The organism is Streptomyces sp. NPDC111802, assembly GCF_055634335.1.
The window spans coordinates 85,728-107,503 of sequence record NZ_JBVKCZ010000027.1 but is presented as its reverse complement, the minus strand read 5'-3'; the positions used below and the strand labels follow the sequence as shown (position 1 = coordinate 107,503).

At 69.5% G+C, this 21,776-nt stretch carries 18 protein-coding genes; 8 read left to right on the top strand and 10 right to left on the bottom strand.

Annotated features, from left to right (window positions below; genetic code table 11):
- The 4 genes from ACZ7NC_RS27935 to ACZ7NC_RS27920 form a co-directional block, all read right to left on the bottom strand.
- Entirely contained in the window at positions 1–981 is a 981-nt protein-coding gene (locus tag ACZ7NC_RS27935; RefSeq protein ID WP_471492223.1) for an SCO2522 family protein, read from the bottom strand.
- Complete coding sequence (locus tag ACZ7NC_RS27930) at positions 978–1,895, bottom strand: SCO2523 family variant P-loop protein (RefSeq protein WP_471492222.1); 918 nt, start codon at positions 1,893–1,895, stop codon at positions 978–980. Before ACZ7NC_RS27930 ends, ACZ7NC_RS27935 begins: the two co-directional genes overlap by 4 nt.
- Positions 1,896–1,898: 3 nt before the next feature.
- Positions 1,899–3,749, bottom strand: a complete 1,851-nt coding sequence (locus ACZ7NC_RS27925; RefSeq protein WP_471492221.1) for an SCO2524 family protein — start codon at positions 3,747–3,749, stop codon at positions 1,899–1,901.
- A gap of 85 nt (positions 3,750–3,834) precedes the next feature.
- Entirely contained in the window at positions 3,835–4,629 is a 795-nt protein-coding gene (locus tag ACZ7NC_RS27920) for an SCO2525 family SAM-dependent methyltransferase (RefSeq protein ID WP_471492220.1), read from the bottom strand.
- Between the two features lie 180 nt (positions 4,630–4,809).
- Between ACZ7NC_RS27920 and ACZ7NC_RS27915 the strand changes: the two genes are divergently transcribed.
- Positions 4,810–5,337, top strand: a complete 528-nt coding sequence (locus ACZ7NC_RS27915; protein WP_471492219.1) for a GNAT family N-acetyltransferase — start codon at positions 4,810–4,812, stop codon at positions 5,335–5,337.
- A 111-nt stretch (positions 5,338–5,448) separates the two neighbouring features.
- Positions 5,449–6,930, top strand: coding sequence for an alpha/beta hydrolase (locus ACZ7NC_RS27910; RefSeq protein WP_471492218.1), 1,482 nt, complete (start codon positions 5,449–5,451; stop codon positions 6,928–6,930).
- A gap of 11 nt (positions 6,931–6,941) precedes the next feature.
- Here the strand turns inward: ACZ7NC_RS27910 and ACZ7NC_RS27905 are convergent, their stop codons facing one another.
- A complete protein-coding gene (locus ACZ7NC_RS27905) occupies positions 6,942–8,066 on the bottom strand; it encodes an abortive phage infection protein (RefSeq protein ID WP_471492217.1) in 1,125 nt (374 codons plus the stop codon).
- Positions 8,067–8,154: 88 nt separating this feature from the next.
- On the opposite strand from ACZ7NC_RS27905, the gene bla reads away from it, so the two are divergent.
- Positions 8,155–9,075: a class A beta-lactamase gene (gene bla, locus ACZ7NC_RS27900; RefSeq protein WP_471492264.1), complete on the top strand. Its 921-nt coding sequence runs from the start codon at positions 8,155–8,157 to the stop codon at positions 9,073–9,075.
- A gap of 63 nt (positions 9,076–9,138) precedes the next feature.
- On the opposite strand, the gene ACZ7NC_RS27895 is transcribed toward bla, so the two are convergent.
- The 4 genes from ACZ7NC_RS27895 to ACZ7NC_RS27880 all read right to left on the bottom strand — a co-directional run bounded on the left by ACZ7NC_RS27895 (position 9,139) and on the right by ACZ7NC_RS27880 (position 13,547).
- Positions 9,139–9,555 carry a helix-turn-helix transcriptional regulator gene (locus tag ACZ7NC_RS27895; RefSeq protein ID WP_406210443.1) on the bottom strand — a complete coding sequence of 139 codons (417 nt, stop codon included), beginning with the start codon at positions 9,553–9,555 and terminating at the stop codon, positions 9,139–9,141.
- A 123-nt stretch (positions 9,556–9,678) separates the two neighbouring features.
- Positions 9,679–12,042 carry an ATP-binding cassette domain-containing protein gene (locus tag ACZ7NC_RS27890; protein WP_471492216.1) on the bottom strand — a complete coding sequence of 788 codons (2,364 nt, stop codon included), beginning with the start codon at positions 12,040–12,042 and terminating at the stop codon, positions 9,679–9,681.
- 69 nt (positions 12,043–12,111) lie between these two features.
- Positions 12,112–12,522 (bottom strand): VOC family protein, encoded by a 411-nt coding sequence (locus tag ACZ7NC_RS27885; protein ID WP_471492215.1) that lies wholly within the window; start codon positions 12,520–12,522, stop codon positions 12,112–12,114.
- 308 nt (positions 12,523–12,830) lie between these two features.
- Positions 12,831–13,547 carry a FadR/GntR family transcriptional regulator gene (locus tag ACZ7NC_RS27880; RefSeq protein WP_471492214.1) on the bottom strand — a complete coding sequence of 239 codons (717 nt, stop codon included), beginning with the start codon at positions 13,545–13,547 and terminating at the stop codon, positions 12,831–12,833.
- 281 nt (positions 13,548–13,828) lie between these two features.
- On the opposite strand from ACZ7NC_RS27880, the gene ACZ7NC_RS27875 reads away from it, so the two are divergent.
- The 5 genes from ACZ7NC_RS27875 to ACZ7NC_RS27855 are packed head-to-tail and all read left to right on the top strand — an operon-like array spanning position 13,829 to position 20,438.
- Entirely contained in the window at positions 13,829–15,457 is a 1,629-nt protein-coding gene (locus ACZ7NC_RS27875; protein ID WP_471492213.1) for an ABC transporter substrate-binding protein, read from the top strand.
- A 10-nt stretch (positions 15,458–15,467) separates the two neighbouring features.
- On the top strand, positions 15,468–16,427 hold the full coding sequence (locus ACZ7NC_RS27870) for an ABC transporter permease (RefSeq protein WP_471492212.1): 960 nt from the start codon (positions 15,468–15,470) through the stop codon (positions 16,425–16,427).
- Positions 16,424–18,454, top strand: coding sequence for a dipeptide/oligopeptide/nickel ABC transporter permease/ATP-binding protein (locus tag ACZ7NC_RS27865; RefSeq protein WP_471492211.1), 2,031 nt, complete (start codon positions 16,424–16,426; stop codon positions 18,452–18,454). Before ACZ7NC_RS27870 ends, ACZ7NC_RS27865 begins: the two co-directional genes overlap by 4 nt.
- A gap of 29 nt (positions 18,455–18,483) precedes the next feature.
- Positions 18,484–19,503 carry an oligopeptide/dipeptide ABC transporter ATP-binding protein gene (locus ACZ7NC_RS27860; protein ID WP_471492263.1) on the top strand — a complete coding sequence of 340 codons (1,020 nt, stop codon included), beginning with the start codon at positions 18,484–18,486 and terminating at the stop codon, positions 19,501–19,503.
- On the top strand, positions 19,503–20,438 hold the full coding sequence (locus ACZ7NC_RS27855; protein ID WP_471492262.1) for a dihydrodipicolinate synthase family protein: 936 nt from the start codon (positions 19,503–19,505) through the stop codon (positions 20,436–20,438). Before ACZ7NC_RS27860 ends, ACZ7NC_RS27855 begins: the two co-directional genes overlap by 1 nt.
- 147 nt (positions 20,439–20,585) lie before the next feature.
- Here the strand turns inward: ACZ7NC_RS27855 and ACZ7NC_RS27850 are convergent, their stop codons facing one another.
- Positions 20,586–21,776: a sialidase family protein gene (locus tag ACZ7NC_RS27850; RefSeq protein ID WP_471492210.1), complete on the bottom strand. Its 1,191-nt coding sequence runs from the start codon at positions 21,774–21,776 to the stop codon at positions 20,586–20,588.

Below are 21,776 nucleotides of genomic sequence, written 5' to 3'. Positions count from 1 at the left end.
TCAGCTCTCCTCGGCCTCGGAGGAGTCGCCCGGCTCCTCGTAGAAGACATAGGTGGCGCGCTGCGCGACGGCCGCCGGTACCGGCACGCCCTCGCCGGCCGACCGCTCGGCGACCTGCCGCAGGGCCCCCGCGTCGACGTCTGTCTGGTCCAGGATGAGCCGTACGGCGTCCTCGACGGCGAGGAAGCGGTTCGGCATCAGGGTGCAGGTGCGGTACGCGCTGAACGCGGCCTTGGTGTCGGTGAGTTTGACCAGCGGCGGCAGCCGGTCCCAGTCGTGCGGGAAGTCCTCGCCCTGCCAGTCCTTGGGCACGAGGACGGGCTGGCCGAGGTGCCGTAACAGGCCCAGCCGGGCGAGTTGCCATACGGCGGCCAGGAACGGGCAGGACCACAGCCGCCGTCCGTCCTTCTCCGACCACAGCTCGACGTCCATGAAGATGGAGTGGTTGCGGGCCGCCGTCTCCTGGGGCGCCTCCCAGCCCTTGACCTCGCCCAGTGCGCTGCGGGACGTCGAGGGCGTGCGCTGGCCGTTGGGCAGCCAGCCGGTCTGGCTGACGGGCGGGCGGGAGCCGTAGCTGCCGGGCGGCGGGGACTCTACGAGACGGTGCATGACCGATTCCGCGAGTTCGACGCGGTCGGCGACCGCGCAGCCCGACTCGCGGGCCAGGTAGTCGATGACGAGGCCCGCCTTCTCGGCCTCCTTGAGCACCATCGGGATCAGCTCGGCCGGGGTGGAGAAGCGGGTGAAGTAGTCGTCGACGAGGAAGCAGGTGCTGATGCGCGGGCGCTTGCTGCGGCGGGCCGTCGAGGCGCGTACGGCGTCCACCCAGACCCGCACCTCGGCGAAGTGCTCACCGAGCCGTTTGGGACCCGCCTCGAAGTCCTCCATGTAGAGGTGGCCCAGCTCCAGCGAGAGATGGGACAGCGGCACGGACTGGGTGCGCAGCTCCGCGGTGGTCTCCTGGAACACGGCTTCGCTCACGCCTGCTCCCAGTACTTGTCGTCGGTCAGGCGTCCGGCGAGCTGGCTCAGCGCGGTCCAGGTCTCCTGGTTGGCGATCTGGCTGTCGAGCACGTCCTCGTCGGTGATGAGCTGCTCACGCCATTGCAGGACCGGTTCGAGCGGTACGGAGCCGAGGACCTGGCTGTAGCCGATGCCGTGGGTGGAGGCGAGCTGCTTGAGGTCGCCGTCGGTCTTGCGCATCCACGCCGACTGGGTGGGCGAGACCTGCGACCACAGCGGCGATTCCGGGTCGGGCACCGCCGCCCGCACAAAGCGGATGGCGTTGCGCAGCGCCTCCTCGTCGTGGCCGCGCTCGATGCCGCCGGCGACGATGCCGCGCTTGCCGAAGACCAGGCTCGCGGCGGCCCCCACATGCTGGCGGGTCCAGCGGTGGAAGACCAGCCAGCGGGCCAAGACCTCGCGCATCTCGGGCTGTGCGGTGGCCTCCAGGACCATGTCGACGGCGTAGGAGCGGCCGGCGCTGAGGTCGACGACGACCAGGTCGAACTCGTAGTACAGGTTCATCAGCAGGTCGACGCAGCGGCGCAGATTGTCGTCGCTGGTGGCGAACTCGCCGCCGCTGATGTCGCCGGGCATCAGCACCAGGCGGCCACAGCCGGGCGGCGGGAAGCGCAGCACCTGGTGCTCGGTCTCGGACCAGACGTCGATCCGGGCCGGTTCGCTGACGTCCCCTATGAGGTAGGCGTGCAGCCCGCGGTCCTCGGTCTCCTGACGGGCGTCGCCCACGTCGAAGACGGCCGCCGCGGTGGGCGAGCCGAAGTCGAAGTCCAGGTAGCAGACGTCGTCCCCGGCCAGCGCGCGGTGGTAGGCGAGGTTGGCGCTCGTGACGGAGCGGCCCGTGCCTCCTTTGTCGGAGGCGGCGAAGATCAGCACGGTTCACACTCCCCGGTCCGCGGCTTCGCGGGCACGGGCGAGCGAGTCGAGCTGTCCCAGCACGTCGAGGGTCAACGCGTAGGCCGTACCCGGCTGTTCGTCCACGAGGCTGCGGGCGCGGCGCAACTTGACCTCGATGTTCCTGAGCTGCATTCCGTGCCGGCCGTCTCCGGCGGGCGCGGGTTCCATCTGTTCGTTGCCCAGGAGGTGGGCCGACTCACTGAGCAACGCCCTTGCCAACTCGGTGAGTTCGAGGCTGCGGATCGGGGGCTGGCGGTACATGGCGTGGGCCTGGACCATCACCTCGGTGACCCGCTCGGTGATGCTCCACGAGACCGGGACGCGCCGCTTCTGGATCTCAGCCTCGGGGTACGCGGCGTGCACGTTGTCCCACAGGCCGACGCCCTCGCCGTCCCGGATGCGGCGGCGCCACATGTGGTCGAATACGTCCTCGGCGAGTCTGAGCAGCCGGTCGTGCGAGGCGAGGTTGCGCGACAGGGTGCACAGCTGGACGGTCCGCTTCAGCAGCTGTGCCGAGAAGTCGGTCATGGCCCAGGTCATGGGCGGCCCGATCCGCTCACTGCCCTGCAACGGCAGCGCGACGCCCATGTTGTGCAGCTCGTGGACGACGGGGTCGTCGCGGGTCATCCGGCTGGTGATACGGCCGCGCTCGGCGAGGCGCTCCATGATGCCGACGGTGCGGGTGAGGTCGTCGTCGGTGGCCCGGCGGCGCATCAGGTCGTGCACGAGAATGGCGGCGACGGAGAGGGAGAAGTATTCGGACTCCAGCTTCTGTCCCGTCGTACGCCAGGGGATGTCCTCCAGGGGCCAGCGGTCGTCGTCGAAGCGGGCGATGCGGGACCAGTACTGCTGGGTCAGCTCCCACCGCAGCCGGAGCGCCTCGGCGAGCCGCTGCTGTTCGGTGTTGAGCAGGCCGAGGGTGAGGGTGCGGTCGGAGAACAGGTCCTGGATACCGTCGAGGGCGACCACGGTGAAGTACAGATACGGCACCGCGTTGGCGACGCCCTCGGGCTGCGGCCCGACGGGTTCGGTGGTCTCGACCTCGGGAGAGTCCTTGACCATGGTCCACGCCCAGCCGCACTCGAACAGCTGGTTCTCGTCCTTGAGGCCTTCCTGGACGTCGATACCGAGGTAGACGCTCTCGACGATGGCGGCCCGCAACGCGCGGAAGCGGTTCTGGAACGTGTTCAGCACCTGCCGCTGCGACATCCGTCCCTGGCCGAGGAGTTCGCTGAGCGTACGGCCCTGGGAGGAGTCGGTGTCGAAGACGTTGACGACGAAGGAGCGCAGCAGGCTCACCATGGCGGCGGTGAGCCGGTTGCTGGTCGCCTGGCGCAGCTCGGCGATGGTCTCCTTGATGTCGCTGCGCCGGGTCCTGGTCTCGTAGATCTTGAGGAAGCCGAGGGTGGCCAGGCACAGGGTGATCGACATGGAGAAGGAGTCGACCACGCCCAACTGGCGTTGTTCCTCGGTGACTTCCCTGGTCTTGTCCGCGGAGCCGAAGTAGTAGCCGCCGGCGAAGGTCGGCCGTTTGTCGTCGCCGGTGTGCGCGCGCATGAAGTCGGCCGCGGCCGTGACGAGGTTGGCCGGGATGTCCAGCCGTCCGCCCGCCTTCTTCAGGACCTGCTGGACGTCCTCCTGTGTGGTGTCCGGGTCGTCAAGCCGGAACGCGGGGATCTCGGTTGCCGGGTACAGCAGGCAGAGCAGCCGCTCGGCGTCGGCCACACTGCTCTCTCCGCCCCAGTCGCCCCACTCCCACTCTCCCCCGTCGAAAGAGTGGCGGGCGATTGCCTGCCAGATGTCCAGCAGATGCTGGCGTGGCTTGATCTGCATCCCATGCCCCTCACACAGACCGCACTGCCATCAGTTGAGGAATATCCCTCTTCTGTTGTGAAGATTCACTGTGAAGATTCACCGATCAGCTGATCGGAATGACCGAATCCGAATTGCTGCGCCAGCCGTAGGCGACGATCATTCCGGAATACCCGTCGCGCACCGCGGCCTCGGATTCGAGCCGTTGGACCTTGACGTCGCTCACGAATGCCTCAAGGCTCTCGCGGACCTCGGACTCTCCCACGTCACAGGCCGGGAAGAAATGCTCGCCCGCGTGATAGCCCTTCGAATGCTCCATGAAGGCGGCCGCGAAGGGGGCACCCGGGGCGAGGACGCGCAGGAAACGCTCCACACCCAGCCTGAACTCCTGGTGGGAGGTGGTCATCGACTCGGCGACGAAGAACATGGTCCCCATGGACCACCGCCGCCCGTACCGCGCGAGGTCGAAGAGGTCGCCCTGCTCGACCGAGACGACCTTCCGGAACCGCTCACGCGGGTCCATCCCAAGGGAGTTGTACGCCTCGTGCTCGCGCAGGGCGTCCCAGAACTGGTCCCAGTTGTCGTCGTAGGAGTCGATCTGACTCCTGAGGTAGCCGACGTTGGTGGGCGAGCGCTCGAACAGGGTGATCTCCTCGCACCACGGCATCATGGCCAGTGCGGGATAGAGATTGGCGCCGGCGCCTACGTCGATACCGGAAACGGGGCCGCCGCCCTGCTTCTGGAAATGATCGCCGAAATGATCCCGTACCATGTGCAGGATCTCCGCGTCCTCTGCCTGTAAGGCGCGGTAGTTATGATCAACATAGGCGATCGGGTCGAATGCCGCCCAGCGCACCTCAGCGTTCTTCAACTGGACGCCCCCCGACGATCTCTGGGTCATTCTGTCACGGTACCAAAGGAAGGCGCACTGGGAGCGCGTCGAGGCATAAGCATCTCGCACTCTTGAACCGCCGGATTGCCCTGCTCAAGATGGGCTGATCACCAACCGAGCGCCTGAAAGGGCAGGCAACAGGTGCTCACCCGTACGAGTGACTCCAATCCATCACATAGGGGGCAGTTGATGGCCGTGCCGGAGGAACGTTTCCCTGTTCTGGGTCGTCACGCTGACCAGGCGTTCTTCGCCGACATCAGCGATCGGCCGCTGACCATGAGGGGCGTCACCGACGCGGATCTGCCCGAGCTGCTGCGCGTCGACCGGGAGGTCTTTCCGGACGATCCGTACCCCTACTTCGTCCTGCGCCAGCACCTCGATGTGCACGGTGACCGCGTCCTCGTCCTCGACGACGGTGACAGCCTGCACGGCTATGTCCTCTTCGTCACCACCTCGGACGGCTATGTGTGCTGGGTCCTCAGCCTCGCCGTCAGCGCCGACCAGCGGGGGCGCGGGCTGGGCAAACGGCTGATGCTGGAGGTGCTGCGGCAGCTGCGCAGGGAGCGGGTCCACGAGGTGCGGCTGACCGTGGAGCCGACGAACGCGGCGGCGATCATGCTGTACCGGACCCTCGGATTCGCCCCCGAGGGGGGTGTGCACAGGGACTATCTGGGGCCCGGCGAGGATCGGCTCATCATGGTGCTGGGGCTGACGTAAGGGTCGCCGTATGGGGGTAATCCACCGGACCGACAGGGGAGGTAATCCCCATGGCAGATAGGGGAGTTGCCCGGATGTGACACTCCGTCATCGTCCGTCAGGCTGCTGGGCATGAAGCAGATCACGAAGAGCGCAGCCCTCATCGCCGCCGCCTGCGGAGTCGTCTTCGGACTCGTCACGCCGCTCACCGCGACCGCCACCGGCGCGCCCGCGCCGCTGAAGTGGACCGACTGCGAGGGTGACGGGCTCGATCCGCGTCAGCGGTGCGCGACCGTGTCCGTGCCGATGGACTACGCCGACCCCGGCGGGCCGAAGATCGACATCGCCGTCTCCCGTATCCCCAGCGAGAAGCCTTCCGCCCGCCGGGGCGCGCTGCTGCTGATCGCCGGCGGGCCCGGCGGGGACAGCCTCGGCGACCCCTCCGGCAAGGGTCAGAAGCTGCCGCAGCGGGTCCGGGACACCTACGACCTGATCGGGTTCGCACCGCGCGGCAACGCGCCCTCGACCGCGGTGACCTGCGAGGTCGAGCACCGGGACCTCGCTCTCACGGCGCTGCGCCCCTGGCCGGCCCCGGACGGGTCCGTCGCCGGGAACATGGCCACCGCACGGCGCATGTCGGACGCCTGCGCCCGCAACGGCGGCGAGCTGATGCAGCACATCAGCAGCAAGAACAACGCCCGTGACATCGACAGCATCCGAGCCGCCCTCGGCGAACGGAAGCTGTCCGCCTGGGGCGTCTCGTACGGCACGTACATCGGCGCCGCCTACGCGGAGCTGTTCCCGCGGCGCACCGACCGCATCGTGCTGGACAGCAGCGACGACGCGGACCCGGTGCGGGCGGAGCGGGCCTGGCTCCAGGCGTTCGAGGCAGGCGTCGAGGACAACTTCCCCGAGTTCGCCAAGTGGGCGGCCAGGCCCGGCAATCCGGACCGTGTCGCCGGCACACCGGCCGAGGTGCGGTCGCGCTTCCTCGCCCTCGCGGCCCGTCTGGACCGCGAGCCTCTCCCCTGGCCCGGCGCCAACCCGGCGGAGCTGAACGGCAACGTCCTGCGTCAGACCATGCTCAACAGCCTCTACGACCCCGACGACTACCCGGTGCTCGCGAAGCTGATGCTGGCCGCGCACAAGGGCACGCTGCCGCCCGCGCCGGAGAGCCCGCCGCAGGCGGCGCTGCAGAACTACACCGCGGTCGGCGCCGCCACCATCTGCAACGACGCCGCCTGGCCGAGGTCGGCCGCGGTGTACGAGAAGGGCGTCGCCGAGAGCCGGGCGAAGTACCCGCTGACCGCCGGCATGCCGAGGAACGCGATGGTCTGCGCCGCATGGCCGTGGCAGCCGAAGGAGGCCCCGCTGCGGGTGAGCGACCGTGGGCCGTCCAACCTTCTGATGGTCCAGAACGAGCGGGATGTGGCGACGCCGCTCAGCGGTGCGCTGAAGCTGCGCGCGGCGCTTGGGCGACGGGCCGTCATGGTCACCGTCAACTCGACGGGGCATGACGCGTACCTGGAGAACGGCAACGCGTGCGGGGATGACGCCGTCTCCCGGTTCCTGGCTACCGGGCAGCGGCCGGCACAGGACCTCTACTGCGAGTGATTCGGGCCCGCTCAGCGGCAGCTCGCGTACCGTCCGGCCACGGCGTGGAACGCCTCCTTCGGTTCCCAGTGCCAGTCCGACGCCGGGTCGTCGGGGTCGTCCTTGATCGGCTTGGTGATGGCGTAGCTCGCCAGGTCCAGGTCGTAGCGGGGGTCGTCGGGGCGGTGGGGGGCGTCCGGGGTGACGAACTCGAAGGCCATCGCCGCGTACAGGTTCATCGACTCGAAGACCTTCAGCAGATCGACCATGTAGGCGGCCTGTGTGCGCTCGCTGCGCACCGGGTCGCCCTTGATCTCGTCGGGCTCCTTCGTGTGGTCGACGATGTTCCAGCCCATGCCGCCCGCCTCAGGTGCGCCGACATACGCGCATGTGCCGAACTCGGTGATGGCCAGGGGCTTGCCCCAGCGCTGGTAGCGTCGCAACTCGCGTACGTAGTCGGCTTGTTGGCGGAAGTAGGAGTAGTAGTCGATGCCCACGACGTCGAAGAGGTCCCAGTCGACCGGCTCGAGCTCCTCGTCCTGGGCGGCGGCGTAGCTGAGGCGGCCGTGGAAGACGGAGCGGCCCACCGCCGCCGCCTTCGCGGTGAAGCGGGCCAGGCGACGCCGCATCCTCGCCATGTCGACGTTGCCTTTCTGGAGGTTGTCGACGCGGTCCAGGACCGTCTCGCCCGGGATGATCCCCGGCACGAACAGCCAGAACTCGCAGCCCACGCTGAAGTCGACGCCCGCGCCCTGCCGGCGCAGCCGCTCGGCGAACCGGCCGCATTCGGCGATCGAGTCCAGGATCTCCCGCTCCGGCACGTCCCCGAGGGTCGGCTGGAGCCAGACGTGCAGCCCGCGTTCGGCGGCCTCGGCGGCCGTGGTGATGAGGCGGTCGACGCCGTCGCCGGTCACGTCGACCGTGTCGGCGTGCAGCTCGTCACGGATGACGCGGAGGTCCCGGCGCATCCGGGCAGCGCTCCACGCGGTGCCGGGCGTCTCCCCCGCGCCGACGGTGTAGACGACGCCCCGGTGCTTCAGCCCTCGCCCCCGTCCGGTCGCCGCGGCCTGTCCCGTGGGCAGCATCGCCCCCGCCAGTCCGACGGCCGCCGCTCCGGCGAGAAATCGTGCCCGGCTGATCCCCTTGGTGTTCTCCATACGGCCACTGTGGCGAGCGCGGGCGCCGTTGGCCGTCGGCCGATGGTCTACGGCACGGCAACCAAGGAATGACGTACGGCGTCGATCACTGCAGAGATCGTCATCATCCGTCAGACGAAATCGAGCGAAGGAGACCGACATCTTAGGCCGACGCACCCTGCTCACCGCAGGCACCGCCACCGCCGCCGCGCTCCTCACCGGCGCACCCGCCCACGCATCCACCGCCGACCGCCTCCACGAACTGGAGCGGCGGCACGGCGCCCGTCTGGGTGTGTTCGCGCACAACGTCCGTACGAAGAAGACCGTCACCCACCGCGCCGACGAGCGCTTCCCGATGTGCTCGGTGTTCAAGACCCTCGCCGCCGCGGCCGTCGTGCGGGACCTCGACCGCGACGGCGAGTTCCTCGCCCGCCGTATCCACTACACGGCGGCGGACCTGCCGGCGACCGGCTCCGACAAGACCAGGGAGCATCTGGCCGAGGGGATGACGGTCGCCGAGCTCTGCGAGGTCGCCATCACCTACAGCGACAACGGCGCGGGCAACCTCCTGTTGCGCGAACTCGGCGGCCCCACCGCCATCACCCGCTTCGCCCGCTCCCTGGGCGACCCGGTGACCCGGCTGGACCGCTGGGAGACGGAGCTGAACTCGGCGGAACCGTGGCGTGTCACGGACACCACCAGCCCCCGCGCGATCGGCCGTACCTACGGCAGGCTGGTCCTCGACGACGACGCCCTGAACCGCCCGGACCGGGGCCTGCTCACGCACTGGCTGCTGAGCAACACCACCAGCGGCAAACGCTTCCGCGCCGGTCTGCCCCCGACCTGGACCATCGCCGACAAGACGGGTTCGGGCTCCTACGGCACCACCAACAACGTGGGCGTCGCCTGGACCCCCGACGGCGCCCCGGTCGTCCTCGCGGTGCTGTCCACCAAGCCCGCTCAGGACGCGGCGTGGGACGACGCCCTGGTGGCCGAGACGGCCGGGCTGCTGGCGGAGGCGCTCACCTGAGTCGCCGCGTTTGTTCGGCCGGCGGGCCGGGGGCGCCGCACCGGGTGCGGCGCCCCCGGCCCGTCACGATGCCTGCGGCTCGCCGACCGGCGCCCTACCGGCGACCGCCGCCGCCCGGCTGAACGGCACTTCCCGGTTCCGCAGCGGCCTGGTCACCTGTTTCGCCACGCACGACGGAATCCCCGCCGTCTCGTCCGCCGCCTGCCGCCGGTAGGCGCTGGGCGTCATGCCGACCAACTCGGTGAAGCGCGTGCTGAAGGTGCCCAGCGACGAACAGCCGACCGCGAAGCACACCTCGGTGACACTGAGGTCGCCGCGGCGCAGCAACGCCATCGCGCGCTCGATCCGCCGCGTCATCAGGTAGCCGTACGGGGACTCGCCATAGGCGAGCTTGAACTCGCGGCTGAGGTGCCCGGCCGACATGTGCACGCCGCGCGCGAGTGCCTCGACGTCCAGCGGCTGGGCGTACTCCCGGTCCATCCGGTCACGGACCCGGCGCAGCAGCGCGAGGTTCCGCAGCCGCTGTTCCTCGGACGTCGAGTTTGATCGCACACCCACATTCTCGCGGGCCAGGTCCAGGCCCGTCCAGAAGCACATCGCCGCTCAGCCGCCGACGTAGGCCGCGAGGTGCTCACCGGTGAGGGTGGAGCGCTCGGCGACGAGGTCGGCGGGGGTGCCCTCGAAGACGATCCGGCCACCGTCGTGACCGGCGCCGGGGCCGAGGTCGATGATCCAGTCGGCGTGCGCCATGACGGCCTGGTGGTGCTCGATGACGATGACCGACTTGCCGGAGTCGACCAGCCGGTCAAGCAGGCCGAGCAGTTGCTCGACGTCGGCGAGGTGCAGACCGGTCGTCGGCTCGTCGAGGACGTACACACCGCCCTTGCCGGCCATGTGGACGGCCAGCTTCAGCCGCTGCCGCTCACCGCCGGACAGCGTGGTCAGCGGCTGGCCGAGGGTGAGGTAGCCGAGTCCGACGTCCGCCATCCGCTCGACGATCTTGTGCGCGGCCGGTATCCGCGCCTCGCCCGCGCGGAAGAACTCCTCGGCCTCGGTCACCGACATCGCGAGCACCTCGCTGATGTCCCGGCCGCCGAAGTGGTACTCGAGGACCGACGCGTCGAACCGCTTGCCCTCGCAGTCCTCGCAGGTGGTGGCCACGCTCTGCATGATCGCCAGGTCGGTGTAGATGACGCCGGCGCCGTTGCAGGTGGGGCAGGCGCCCTCGGAGTTGGCGCTGAACAGGGCCGGCTTGACGCCGTTGGCCTTGGCGAAGGCCTTGCGGATCGGTTCCAGCAGTCCGGTGTACGTCGCCGGGTTGCTGCGGCGCGAGCCGCGGATCGGGGTCTGGTCGACCGAGACGACGCCCTCGGGCGCGGGAATGGAGCCGTGGACGAGCGAGCTCTTGCCGGAGCCGGCGACTCCGGTGACGACGCAGAGCACGCCGAGCGGGATGTCGACGTCGACGTCCTGGAGGTTGTTGGCGGTGGCGCCGCGGATCTCCAGCTTGCCGGTCGCCTTGCGGACGGTCTCCTTCAGCTGGGCCCGGTCGTCGAGGTGCCGCCCGGTGACGGTGTCGCTGGCCCGCAGGCCGTCGAGGGTGCCCTCGAAGCAGACGGTGCCACCCGCCGTGCCCGCGCCGGGGCCCAGGTCCACCACATGGTCGGCGATGGCGATCGTCTCCGGCTTGTGCTCCACCACGAGCACCGTGTTGCCCTTGTCGCGCAGCCGCAGCAGCAGGTTGTTCATGCGCTGGATGTCATGCGGGTGCAGACCGATGGTGGGCTCGTCGAAGACGTACGTCACGTCGGTGAGCGAGGAGCCGAGGTGGCGGATCATCTTGGTGCGCTGGGCCTCGCCGCCGGAGAGCGTGCCCGAGGCGCGGTCCAGGGAGAGATAGCCGAGACCGATCTCCACGAACGAGTCGAGGCTGTGCCGGAGCTTGGTGAGCAGGGGCGTGACGGACGGTTCCTTGAGCCCGCGGACCCATTCGGCCAGGTCGCGGATCTCCATCTTGCAGGCGTCGGCGATGTTGATCTCGCCGATCTTCGAGGAGCGGGCGAGCTCGCTGAGGCGGGTGCCGTCGCACTCGGGACACTCGGCGAAGGTGACCGCGCGGTCCACGAAGGCCCGGATGTGCGGCTGCATCGACTCGCGGTCCTTGGACAGGAAGGTCTTCTGGAGCTTCGGGATCAGACCCTCGTAGGTGAGGTTGACGCCGTTGATCTTGACCTTGGTGGGCTCGCGGTAGAGGAAGTCGTGCCGCTCCTTCTTGGTGTACTTGCCGATCGGCTTCTCCTTGTCGAAGAAGCCCGACTCGGTGATGACCCGCACGACCCACCCGTCCCCCGTGTAGGTGGGGATGGTGAACGGGTCCTCGGAGAGCGACTTGGTGTCGTCGAAGAGCTGGGTGAGGTCGATGTCGGAGACCTTGCCGCGGCCCTCGCAGTGCGTGCACATGCCGCCGGTGCGGCTGAAGCTGACCTTCTCGGTCCTGGTCTTGTCGGCACCCCGGTCGACCGTGAAGCCGCCGCTCGCGGAGACCGAGGCGACGTTGAAGGAGTACGCGGCCGGCGGGCCGATGTGCGGCTGGCCGAGCCGGCTGAAGAGGATGCGCAGCATCGCGTTGGCGTCGGTGGCGGTGCCGACGGTGGAGCGGGGGTCGGAGCCCATGCGCTGCTGGTCGACGGTGATGGCGGTGGTCAGCCCGTCCAGTACGTCGACCTCGGGGCGCGCGAGATTCGGCATGAACCCCTGCAGGAACGCGCTGTAGGTCTCGTTGATCAGCCGCTGCGACTCGGCGGCGATCGTGTCGAACACCAGCGAGCTCTTGCCGGAGCCTGAGACGCCGGTGAACACCGTCAGGCGGCGCTTCGGGATCTCGATGCTGACGTCCTTGAGGTTGTTCTCGCGCGCTCCGTGCACGCGGATCAGGTCGTGGCTGTCGGCAACGTGCGGCTCGGTCATCGTGAAGTCTCCAGATACAGCTCGGTCGGGAACGTTGCCGGTGGGGCGGCGATCGAGGTGGGGCCGGGTTCAGCCCCGCTCCTGGATTCGGACCAGGTTGCCCGCGGGGTCGCGGAAGGCACAGTCGCGGATGCCGTACGGCTGGTCGGTCGGCTCCTGGACGACCTCGGCGCCGCCGGCCTGCACCTTCTCAAAGGTGTCGTCGACGTTCGAGGTGGCCAGCAGGATCCAGCCGTAGGTGCCCTTGGCCATCATCTCGGCGATGGTGCGGCGCTCGTCGTCGGTGACGCCGGGGTCGGCGGCGGGGGGTGCGAGCAGGATGGACGTGCCGGGTTGGCCGGCCGGGCCGACCGTGATCCAGCGCATCTTGCCCTGTCCCACGTCGGTACGGACCTCGAAGCCGAGGGCGTCGCGGTAGAAGGCGAGGGAGGCTTCCGGGTCGTCGTGCGGGAGAAAACTGGCGTGAATCGAGATGTCCATGCCCGTCACGCTAGCCGTGGGAGGGGGGCGGCGCTTCTCGATTCCTGACCGGCGTGAGCGCCACGAATTCCTTCGCCCCCGCCGCCCCTACCCATTCCCGTCCCCTGGGGGCTGCCGCCCCCAGACCCCCGCTGTCGGCCCTGAACGGGCCTCGTCCTCAAACGCCGGACGGGCTGAAAAACCAGCCCCTCCGGCGTTTGAGGAGCGGGGGTCCAGGGGGCGGAGCCCCCTGGCCGGGGTCGAAGGGGCGGAGCCCCTGGGGATGGGACGGGTAGGGGCGGCGGGGGCGAGGAAAACCCCACGTGGCACTACCGCCCCGCCCGCTTCTCGATCCCCCGGAAATGCACGGCCATCGCCCGCTGCGCCCCCTCCACATCCCGCGTGCGCAGGGCGGTCACGATGTCTCGGTGCCAGCGGGCCGTGAGATCGGGAGACGGGTCGTCCGGGCGCCCACGCGCACCGTTCACCCGCCGGAACACCGTCCAGAACGCGGCGAGCAGCTGCGGCACGAGGTCATTGCCGAGCGACGCGTACAACAGCTCATGGAACTCCCGGTCCAGCTCGGGAAAGGCCTGCCCGGCCCGCCCCGCCGCCTCCATCCGAGACACGACCACCTCCAGCCGGTCCAGCTCGGCCTCCGTCACCGTCGCCGCCACCCGCCGGATCAACCCCTCCTCCAGCACCTCCCGCACCTGAAGGATCTCCGACAGCGCCCCCGAGTCGTCGTGGTCGTGCCGGGCGAGCGTACGAAACGTCAGCCCGTCGATCAGCGGAGTGAGCGAGGCCTGGCCGACATACGTCCCATAGCCGTGCCGGATCTCCACGATGTCGAGGGCCTGCAGCGCCTTCAGCGCCTCACGCACGGAGTTCCGGCTGACCCCGAGGTCCTCCATCAGCTCCGCCTCGGTGGGCAGCAGGGCGCCGGCCTGGAGCCTGCGGTCGATGATCAACTGCATGACCTGGCGCTGGATCCGGCTGTTCCTGGACTCCTCGGACGTACGACTGTTCCTGGGCTGCCCGGGCATGCGGCGCATCGTACGCGCACCCGGACGTCCCACGTCCCATGTCCGCCGGATACGCCCCTGACGAGGGGTCAACTCGCGCCATTTCACAGCGCCATTGGTCCGACCTGTGGCAGATGCGCCATTCGTGTGAGATCCCTTGACCGCCCCCATCGCCCCACCTATGGTCGCGCTGACCGTCAGGACGTAGGACGTCGTATCTCCTCACCATTTCCGAGATCGTTCAGAGAACGTTCCGAGATCGTTCCGAGCTCCCCATCAAGCTCACATCCGCTGGAGGAAGCGTGCGCGACGTGACCCACGACGTGCCGGCGCTGCACCGCCGGTCGTTCCTGAAGTACACCGGCGCGCTGGGCGCGGCCGCCGCCGTCTCCGCGTCGCTGTCGGCCTGTTCGTCGGGGCCGGAGTCCACCAACGAGACCGGCTCGGGCGGTGGCCAGGACCGGACGCTCACCGCGGTGATCGGCTACGGCAACGACGGCAGCTGGGACCCCACCCAGACGGCGTCCGCCTTCTGCATGGCCGCCAACAACCACATCTACGAGGGCCTCCTCGACACCGACCCGATCTCCCGCGAGCCGTACGCCGCGCTCGCCACCCAGGTGCCGGCCGACCCGAACGCCACGTCCTGGAAGTTCACGCTGCGCGCGGGCGCCAAGTTCCACGACGGCAAGCCGGTCACCGCCGACGACGTGGTCTTCGTCTTCGACCGGATCCTCGACCCGAAGACCCAGACCCTCGCCAAGGGCTTCTTCGCGCCTTGGCTGAAGGAAGTCCGCAAGATCGACGCGCAGAACGTCGAGCTGGTGCTCAAGTTCCCCTTCCCGGACGGACTTTCCCGGCTCACCCTCGCCAAGATCATGCCGAAGCACGTGTTCTCCCAGCCGGGCGGCTGGGACGACGCCATCAAGGGCAAGGCGATCGGCTCGGGTCCCTACCGGCAGACCGCGCACCACCCGAAGTCCAACACCACCTTCGAGGCGTTCGCCGACTACAACGGCCCGCGCAAGGCGGCCTTCAAGAAGATGAACTGGCTGACCATCGTGGACGCGGCGCCGCGCGTGGCGAGGATCTCCGGGGCGAGCGCGGGCGCGCAGATCGCGGACAACATCCCGTACGCCAACATCGGCCAGTTGGAGAGCGGCGGGCTGACGGTCGCGGGCGGTGCCGGGATGAACAACCTCTTCCTGATGTTCAACACCAAGCACAAGCCCTTCGACGACGTACGCGTGCGCCAGGCCCTGCGCTACGCCATCGACACCGGCAAGATGATCGAGGTCGCCCTGAAGGGCCACGGCAAGCCGTCGTCGTCCTTCCTCAACGAGTCCAACCCCAGCTACCGGCGCGCCAAGACCGTCTACGACTACGACCCCGACAAGGCGAAGGCGCTGCTGAAGGAGGCCGGGGTCAGCGGGCTGAGGATCGAGATCCTGTCCGTGAACGTGAGCTGGATCGTCGACTGCCTGCCGACCATCAAGTCGTCGTGGGACGCGATCGGCGTGCAGACGACCCTCTCCCCGCAGGAGACGACGGCCGTCTTCACCAAGATGGACCAGAAGCAGGACTACCAGGTGGTCGCCGCCGCCTCGAACCCCAACCAGTTCGGCCTCGACGCGGACCTGATCATGCACTACAACTACGGCCCCGAGAACCTGTGGATGCAGTACACGCGGTGGGCCGACAACTCCGTCGCCAAGGCCCTCTTCAAGGACATGGACCGGGCGACCCAGGAGCCGGACGCCGAGAAGAAGAAGACGATGGTCCAGGACTACATCGACGTCGTCGCCGAGCAGGCCGTGCTCTACCCGGTGGTCCACAACGAGCTGATGACCGCGTGGAACCCGAAGGAGCTCAGCGGGATAAGGGCACAGCCGTACCCCGGTATCAACCTCCTTCAGGCCAAGTGGGCCTAGGAGCCCCTCTGTGATCACCGTCGTCAGGATCCTGGCCCGCCGAGTCCTGCTGCTCGTGCCGCTGATGCTCGGCATCGTGCTGTTCGTGTTCCTGGTCATGCGGTTCTCGGACGTCGACCCGGCGTCCGCGTTCTTCCAGGGCGCCAACCCGACGCCCCAGCAGCTGCACGACTTCCGCGAGCAGAACGGCCTGCTGGATCCCCTCCCCGTCCGCTACGTCCTCTTCGTCGGCGACCTGCTCCACGGTGACATGGGCATCAGTGCCCTGACCCGGGCGCCGGTCGTCGACCAGGTCATGACCGCGCTGCCGCTCACCATCCAGCTCACCTTCCTGGGCCTCGGCATCGCGGTCGTGCTGTCGCTGCTCGGCGGCGTCACGGCGGCCATCTACCGCGACCGCCTGCCCGACCAGATCATCCGCGTCGTCTCCCTCACCGGGGTCGCGGCGCCCGGCTTCTGGCTGGCGCTGCTGATGATCCAGTACCTCGCCGTCGACCTGGGCTGGTTCCCGACCGGCGGCTACATCAACCCGGCCGACTCCTTCACCGGCTGGCTGAAGACCATGGCCCTCCCCGCCCTCGCGCTGTCGCTGCCGGTGGCGGCGCAGCTGACGCGGATCGTGCGCACGTCGGTGGTGGAGGAGCTGGACAAGGACTACGTCCGTACGGCGATCGGCAGCGGACTGCCGCCGAGGGTGGTGGTGGGGCGGAACGTGCTCCGTAACGCCCTCATCAACCCGCTGACCGTTCTCGGTCTGCGCGTCGGCTATCTGCTGGGCGGCGCGGTGGTCATCGAGACGATCTTCTCCCTGCCGGGCATGGGGAAGCTGATGATTGACGCCGTGAAGAACGGTGACCCGGCCGTCGTCCAGGGCGTCGTCATCACCACGGCGATCGGCTTCGTGGTCGTCAATCTCGTCATCGACATCCTGTATCTGCTGGTCAACCCGCGCCTGCGGGAGGCGACGTGACGTTCAACCGCAAGCGCCTGGCCGAGGCACTGTCCCGGCCGGGCATCCGGCTGCGCGGCTGGCACAAGCTGCCCACGCTGTCGAAGGTGGCCGTCTGCTTCCTGGCCGTCGTGTTCCTGATGGCGCTGTTCGCCCCGGTCCTCGCCCCGCACGACCCGCTCGACCAGCAGCCCCCCGTCGACGGCACCGGACACCCGTCCGCCGAGCACTGGATGGGCCAGGACAGCCTCGGCCGGGACATCTTCAGCCGGCTGATGTACGGCGCCCGCTGGTCGCTGGCGATCGGGCTCGGCGCGACCGCGCTGGCGCTCGTCGTCGGCGCGCTGATCGGCGCCGTCGCGGCGACCTCGCGCAAGGCGGTCGACGAGACGCTGATGCGCTGCCTGGACGTGGTGATGGCGTTCCCCGGTATCGCGCTGGCCGCCGTGCTCGTCGCGGTCTTCGGCGGCGGCATCACCGTCCTGATCTGCGCGATCGCCTTCCTGTTCACTCCGCCGGTGGCCAGGGTCGTACGGGCGAACGTCCTCGATCAGTACGGCGAGGACTATGTGACGGCGGAAAAGGTCATCGGCGCCCGCACCCCGCACATCGTCATCAGGCATGTGGCGGTCAACTGCGCCGCCCCGGTGCTGGTGTTCTGCACCGTCCAGGTGGCGGAGGCGATCGTCTTCGAGGCGTCGCTGTCCTTCATCGGCGCGGGCGTACGGCCGCCGGACCCGTCCTGGGGCAGCGTCATCGCGGACGGCAAGAACATGGTGCTCACCGGCGGCTGGTGGGCGACCGTCTTCCCCGGGCTGCTGATGCTGTTGACCGTGCTGTCGCTGAACATCCTCTCCGAGGGGGTGTCGGACGCGTGGGCGGCGCCGTCGGCGCGCGAGGTCGATGTGAAGGACCAGCACGACCGGCTTCAGGCACCGGAACCGGGCAGCGGCGAGGTGCTCCAGCTGCCGGGCCTGACGGAGGCGGCGGCCCGTCTGCGGTCACGGGCCCGGCCGTTGCCGCGGGGACGGCAGCCGGTGCTGGCGGTGGAGAACCTGGCGATCGGGTTCGAGGGCCGGCACGGCGGCGTGGACATCGTCGACGGCATCAGCTTCGAGGTGCAGCCCGGTGAGGTGCTGGGCCTGGTCGGCGAGTCGGGCTGCGGCAAGTCGCTGACCGCGCTCACGGTGATGGGGCTCGAGCCGAAGGGCGCCCGGGTGCGCGGCCACGTCCGCTTCAACCAGCGCCAGCTGGTGGGCGAGCCGATGCGGACGCGCCGCAAGCTGCTGGGCCACGAGATGGCGATGGTCTACCAGGACGCCCTGTCGTCCCTGAACCCGGCGATGACGATCCGCTCACAGCTCAAGCAGGTCGTACGCCGCGGTGGCCGCCGTAGCCCGCACGAACTGCTGACGCTCGTCGGCCTGGACCCGGAACGCACCCTGCGCAGCTACCCGCACGAACTCTCCGGCGGGCAGCGTCAGCGCGTCCTGATCGCCGTGGCCCTGTCCCGCGAACCGAAGCTGATCGTCGCCGACGAGCCGACGACGGCGCTGGATGTCACCGTGCAGGCGCAGATCATAGAGCTGCTGCTCAGGCTGCGGGAGGAGCTGGGCTTCGCCCTGATCCTCGTCTCACACGACCTCGCGCTGATCTCGGACGTCACCGACCGGGTCGTCGTGATGTACGGCGGCCAGATCGTGGAGACCGGGGTGACCGCCGACCTGGTGGAGGCGCCGGCGCATCACTACACCCGGGGCCTGCTCGGCAGCGTGCTGTCGCTGGAGTCGGCGCAGGAGCGGATGACGCAGATCAAGGGCGTGGTCCCGTCCCCCGCGGACTTCCCCCCGGGCTGCCGTTTCGCGGACCGGTGCCCGCTGGCGAGCGAGGTGTGCCGGACCACGGCACCCGTCCTCGCGGGGACCCCGACGCACACGGCTGCCTGCCATCACCCGGCGATCCTTCTGGCACCAACGGACCGCTCGGGCAGCATTTTCCCGGGGGACGACCCCCGGACCCCCAGCAGAAAGGCAGGTCAGCTGGAATGACCGGCGCGAGCATCGCGAGGCAAGCCCAAGTGAACGCGCTGGTGGAACTGTCCGACGCGCACGTCGTGCACAAGGCGCGCAGCGGCGGGCTGTTCACTCGGGACAGGGTGTACGCCCTGACCGGCGCCGACCTCACCATCGCGCCCGGCGAGACGGTGGGCGTGGTCGGTGAGTCGGGGTGCGGCAAGTCCACGCTGGCGAAGGTGCTGGTGGGGGTGCAGCGGCCGACCTCGGGGACCGTGGCCTTCCGGGGGCGCGACCTGTGGACCATGACGCCGGGCGAGCGCAGGACCGCGGTGGGCGCCGGCACGGGCATGATCTTCCAGGACCCGTCGACGGCACTGAACCGCCGCCTGCCGGTCCGCCAGATACTGCGGGACCCGCTGGACGTGCACGAGCGCGGCACCAAACGCGAACGCGAGGACCGGGTGCGGGAGTTGATGTCCCTGGTGGGTCTCCCCCGCGCCCTCACCGACGCCCTGCCCGGCCAGCTGTCGGGCGGTCAGCGTCAGCGCGTGGCCATCGCCCGCGCGCTGGCCCTGGACCCCGACCTGGTGGTGGCGGACGAGCCGACGAGCGCGCTGGACGTGTCGGTACGGGCCCAGATCCTGAACCTCCTCCTGGACCTGAAGGAGAGGCTGGGGCTGTCGCTGGTCTTCGTCTCCCACGACATCCAGACGGTACGCCGGATGAGCGACCGAGTGATCACGATGTACCTGGGCAGGATCGTCGAGGAGGCCCCGGCGGCCGATGTCACCGACGCCTCCCGGCACCCGTACACCCGCGCGCTCTTCTCCGCGACCCCCGGTCTGCTGGACCCGATCGAACCGATCCCGCTGGTCGGCCCGGTCCCGTCGGCGACGCGACCGCCGAGCGGGTGCCCCTTTAGGACCAGGTGCTGGAAGGCGGACGGGGTATGCGCGGAAGCGATGCCGGACTTCTCGGCCGCGTCGGGCCCCGAGCACCGTTACAGGTGTCACCATCCAGTGGGGGAGGGCGAGGCCACCCGCGACCTCGTACGACAGAGCCACCTCTCCAGGGAGCCTTGATCATGATCCCCACCCCGCTCACCGGTGTCGTCCCGCCCGTCTGCACGCCCCTGACACCGAGCCGCGAGGTGGACGTACCGTCACTGCGCAGACTGATCGACCATCTGATGGGGGGCGGGGTGCACGGCCTGTTCGTGCTGGGCTCGACGTCGGAGGTGGCGTATCTGACGGACCGGCAGCGGCGCGTGGTGGTCGAGGCGGCCGTTCAGCATGTCGGCGGCCGGCTCCCGGTCCTGGCCGGCGTGATCGACATGACGACACCGAGGGTTCTGGACCATGTGCGGGAGGTCACGGAGGCGGGGGCGGACGCGGTCGTGGCGGCCGCCCCCTTCTACGCCCGCACCCACCCCGCCGAGATCGCCCGCCACTACCGCCTGATCGCGACCGCGTCGCCGGTCCCGGTGGTGGCCTACGACCTCCCCTCCGCCGTCCACACCAAACTCCCCGCCGACGTCGTCCTCGACCTGGCCGCGGAGGGCGCGCTGGCGGGCCTGAAGGACTCCAGCGGCGATCTGGCCGGTTTCCGTGAGGTCGTCATGGGCGTCCGCAACCAGCCCGACCTCAAGGGCTTCAGCGTGCTGACCGGGTCGGAACTCATCGTCGACGCGGCCCTCGCGGTCGGCGCGGACGGGGCGGTGCCGGGGCTCGCCAACGTCGACCCCGCGGGGTACGTCCGCCTCGACCGTCTGCACCGTTCCGGCGACCTGGAGTCGGCGCGCGCCGAACAGGAACGCCTGTGCGCGCTGTTCGGCATGGTGACGGTCGGGGATCCCGGGCGGATGGGGGGCAGTTCGTCGGCGCTGGGGGCGTTCAAGGCGGCGCTGTATCTGCGGGGGGTCATCGACTGTCCGGCGACGGCGGAGCCGCAGGTGCCGTTGTCGTCGGAGGAGGTGGAACGGGTGGGGAAGTTCCTGGCCGGCGCGGGCTTGATGTAGCCGACTTTTCTCGCCCCCGCCGATTTTTTCAGCCCGTCCGGCGTTTGAGGACGAGGCCCGTTCAGGGCCGAAGCGGGGGTCTGGGGGCGCAGCCCCCAGGGGACGGGAATGGGTAGGGGCGGCGGGGGCGAGAAAACCCGGTGGCCGCTAGGTCAGGTCGGTCACCGGCAGGCGGCGGAACTCGATCGTCTCGTACGTCCCCGACTCCCCCGTCTCGTACAGGATCCCGACCGTCTGCCCATCGAGCCGCACCAGATCCGAGTACGCCGCCCGCCGCTGAGACAGCGTCAGCGCCTTCGTGAAGGTCGCCCCGCCGTCCGTGCTGCGCCATACCGCCATCGACTGACGCGCGGTGGGGACGGAGGGGCCGGAGAACAGCAACGGAGCTTTGCCGCCCGGGAGTTGAAGGACGCTTCCCTCCACCACGGGGACGTCGTTCAGGGACGGCTGGACGGTGTAGGGGCGGTCCAGGGTCGCCGCGCCGTCACTGGAGACGCTGTCGAGGCGATTGCCCGAGCTCGTGCCCAGCTGGTCCCGCGAGTTGAAGTACACCCTGCCGTCGGGAAGTTCCGCGGCGGTGGACTCGTTGGCGTTGCTGTAGCCGTCGTACGTGTCGTCCACGAAACCGGTCTGCCACGTGCGCCCACCGTCGTCGCTGTAGATGGCGTGGGCGCCGTAGTACTTCCCCTCCTGACCCGTGTCGGAGGAACCCGCCGCCGGGGCGATCGAGTGGTTCGACGGGACGACCAGCCGTCCCGCGTGCCTGCCGTGCCGGAGCGCGATCGCGTGCCCGGGCCCCGTCGCGTACCACCGCCAGTTCGTCGGCTTCACCGCGGCCGTGATGTCGCGCGGAGCCGTGAACGTACGGCCGTCGTCACCGCTGCGCTGGACGAACACCCGGCGGCTCTGCTCCGCCGTCGCCTCGCCCCGCATGATCTGCGCCTCCGTCACATCCCCGCTGTTGTAGGAGGTGACCAGCACGACCGCGCCGGTGAGCGGATCCACCACCGGCGCCGGATTGCCCCGTGTGTCCCCCTCCCCGGCGGTGACCACGCTCAGCGGCCCCCAGGTGCAGCCGCCGTCGACGGACCGTCTGAGGACGACATCGATGTCGCCGGTGTCACCCGACCCGTCGTGCCGGCCCTCGGCGAAGGCCAGCACCGTGCCCCGCGCCGTCGTGACCGTCGCCGGGATGCGGTACGTGTCGTAGCCGTCCTCGCCCGAGACATACGGGACGGAGGTGGTGCAGGCCGTGCCCGCCGAGGCATGACCCGCGGAGATGAGCGGTGTGGTCAGGAGTACTGCGGTGGCCAGGAGTGTGCGGCTCAGGATGGTCAT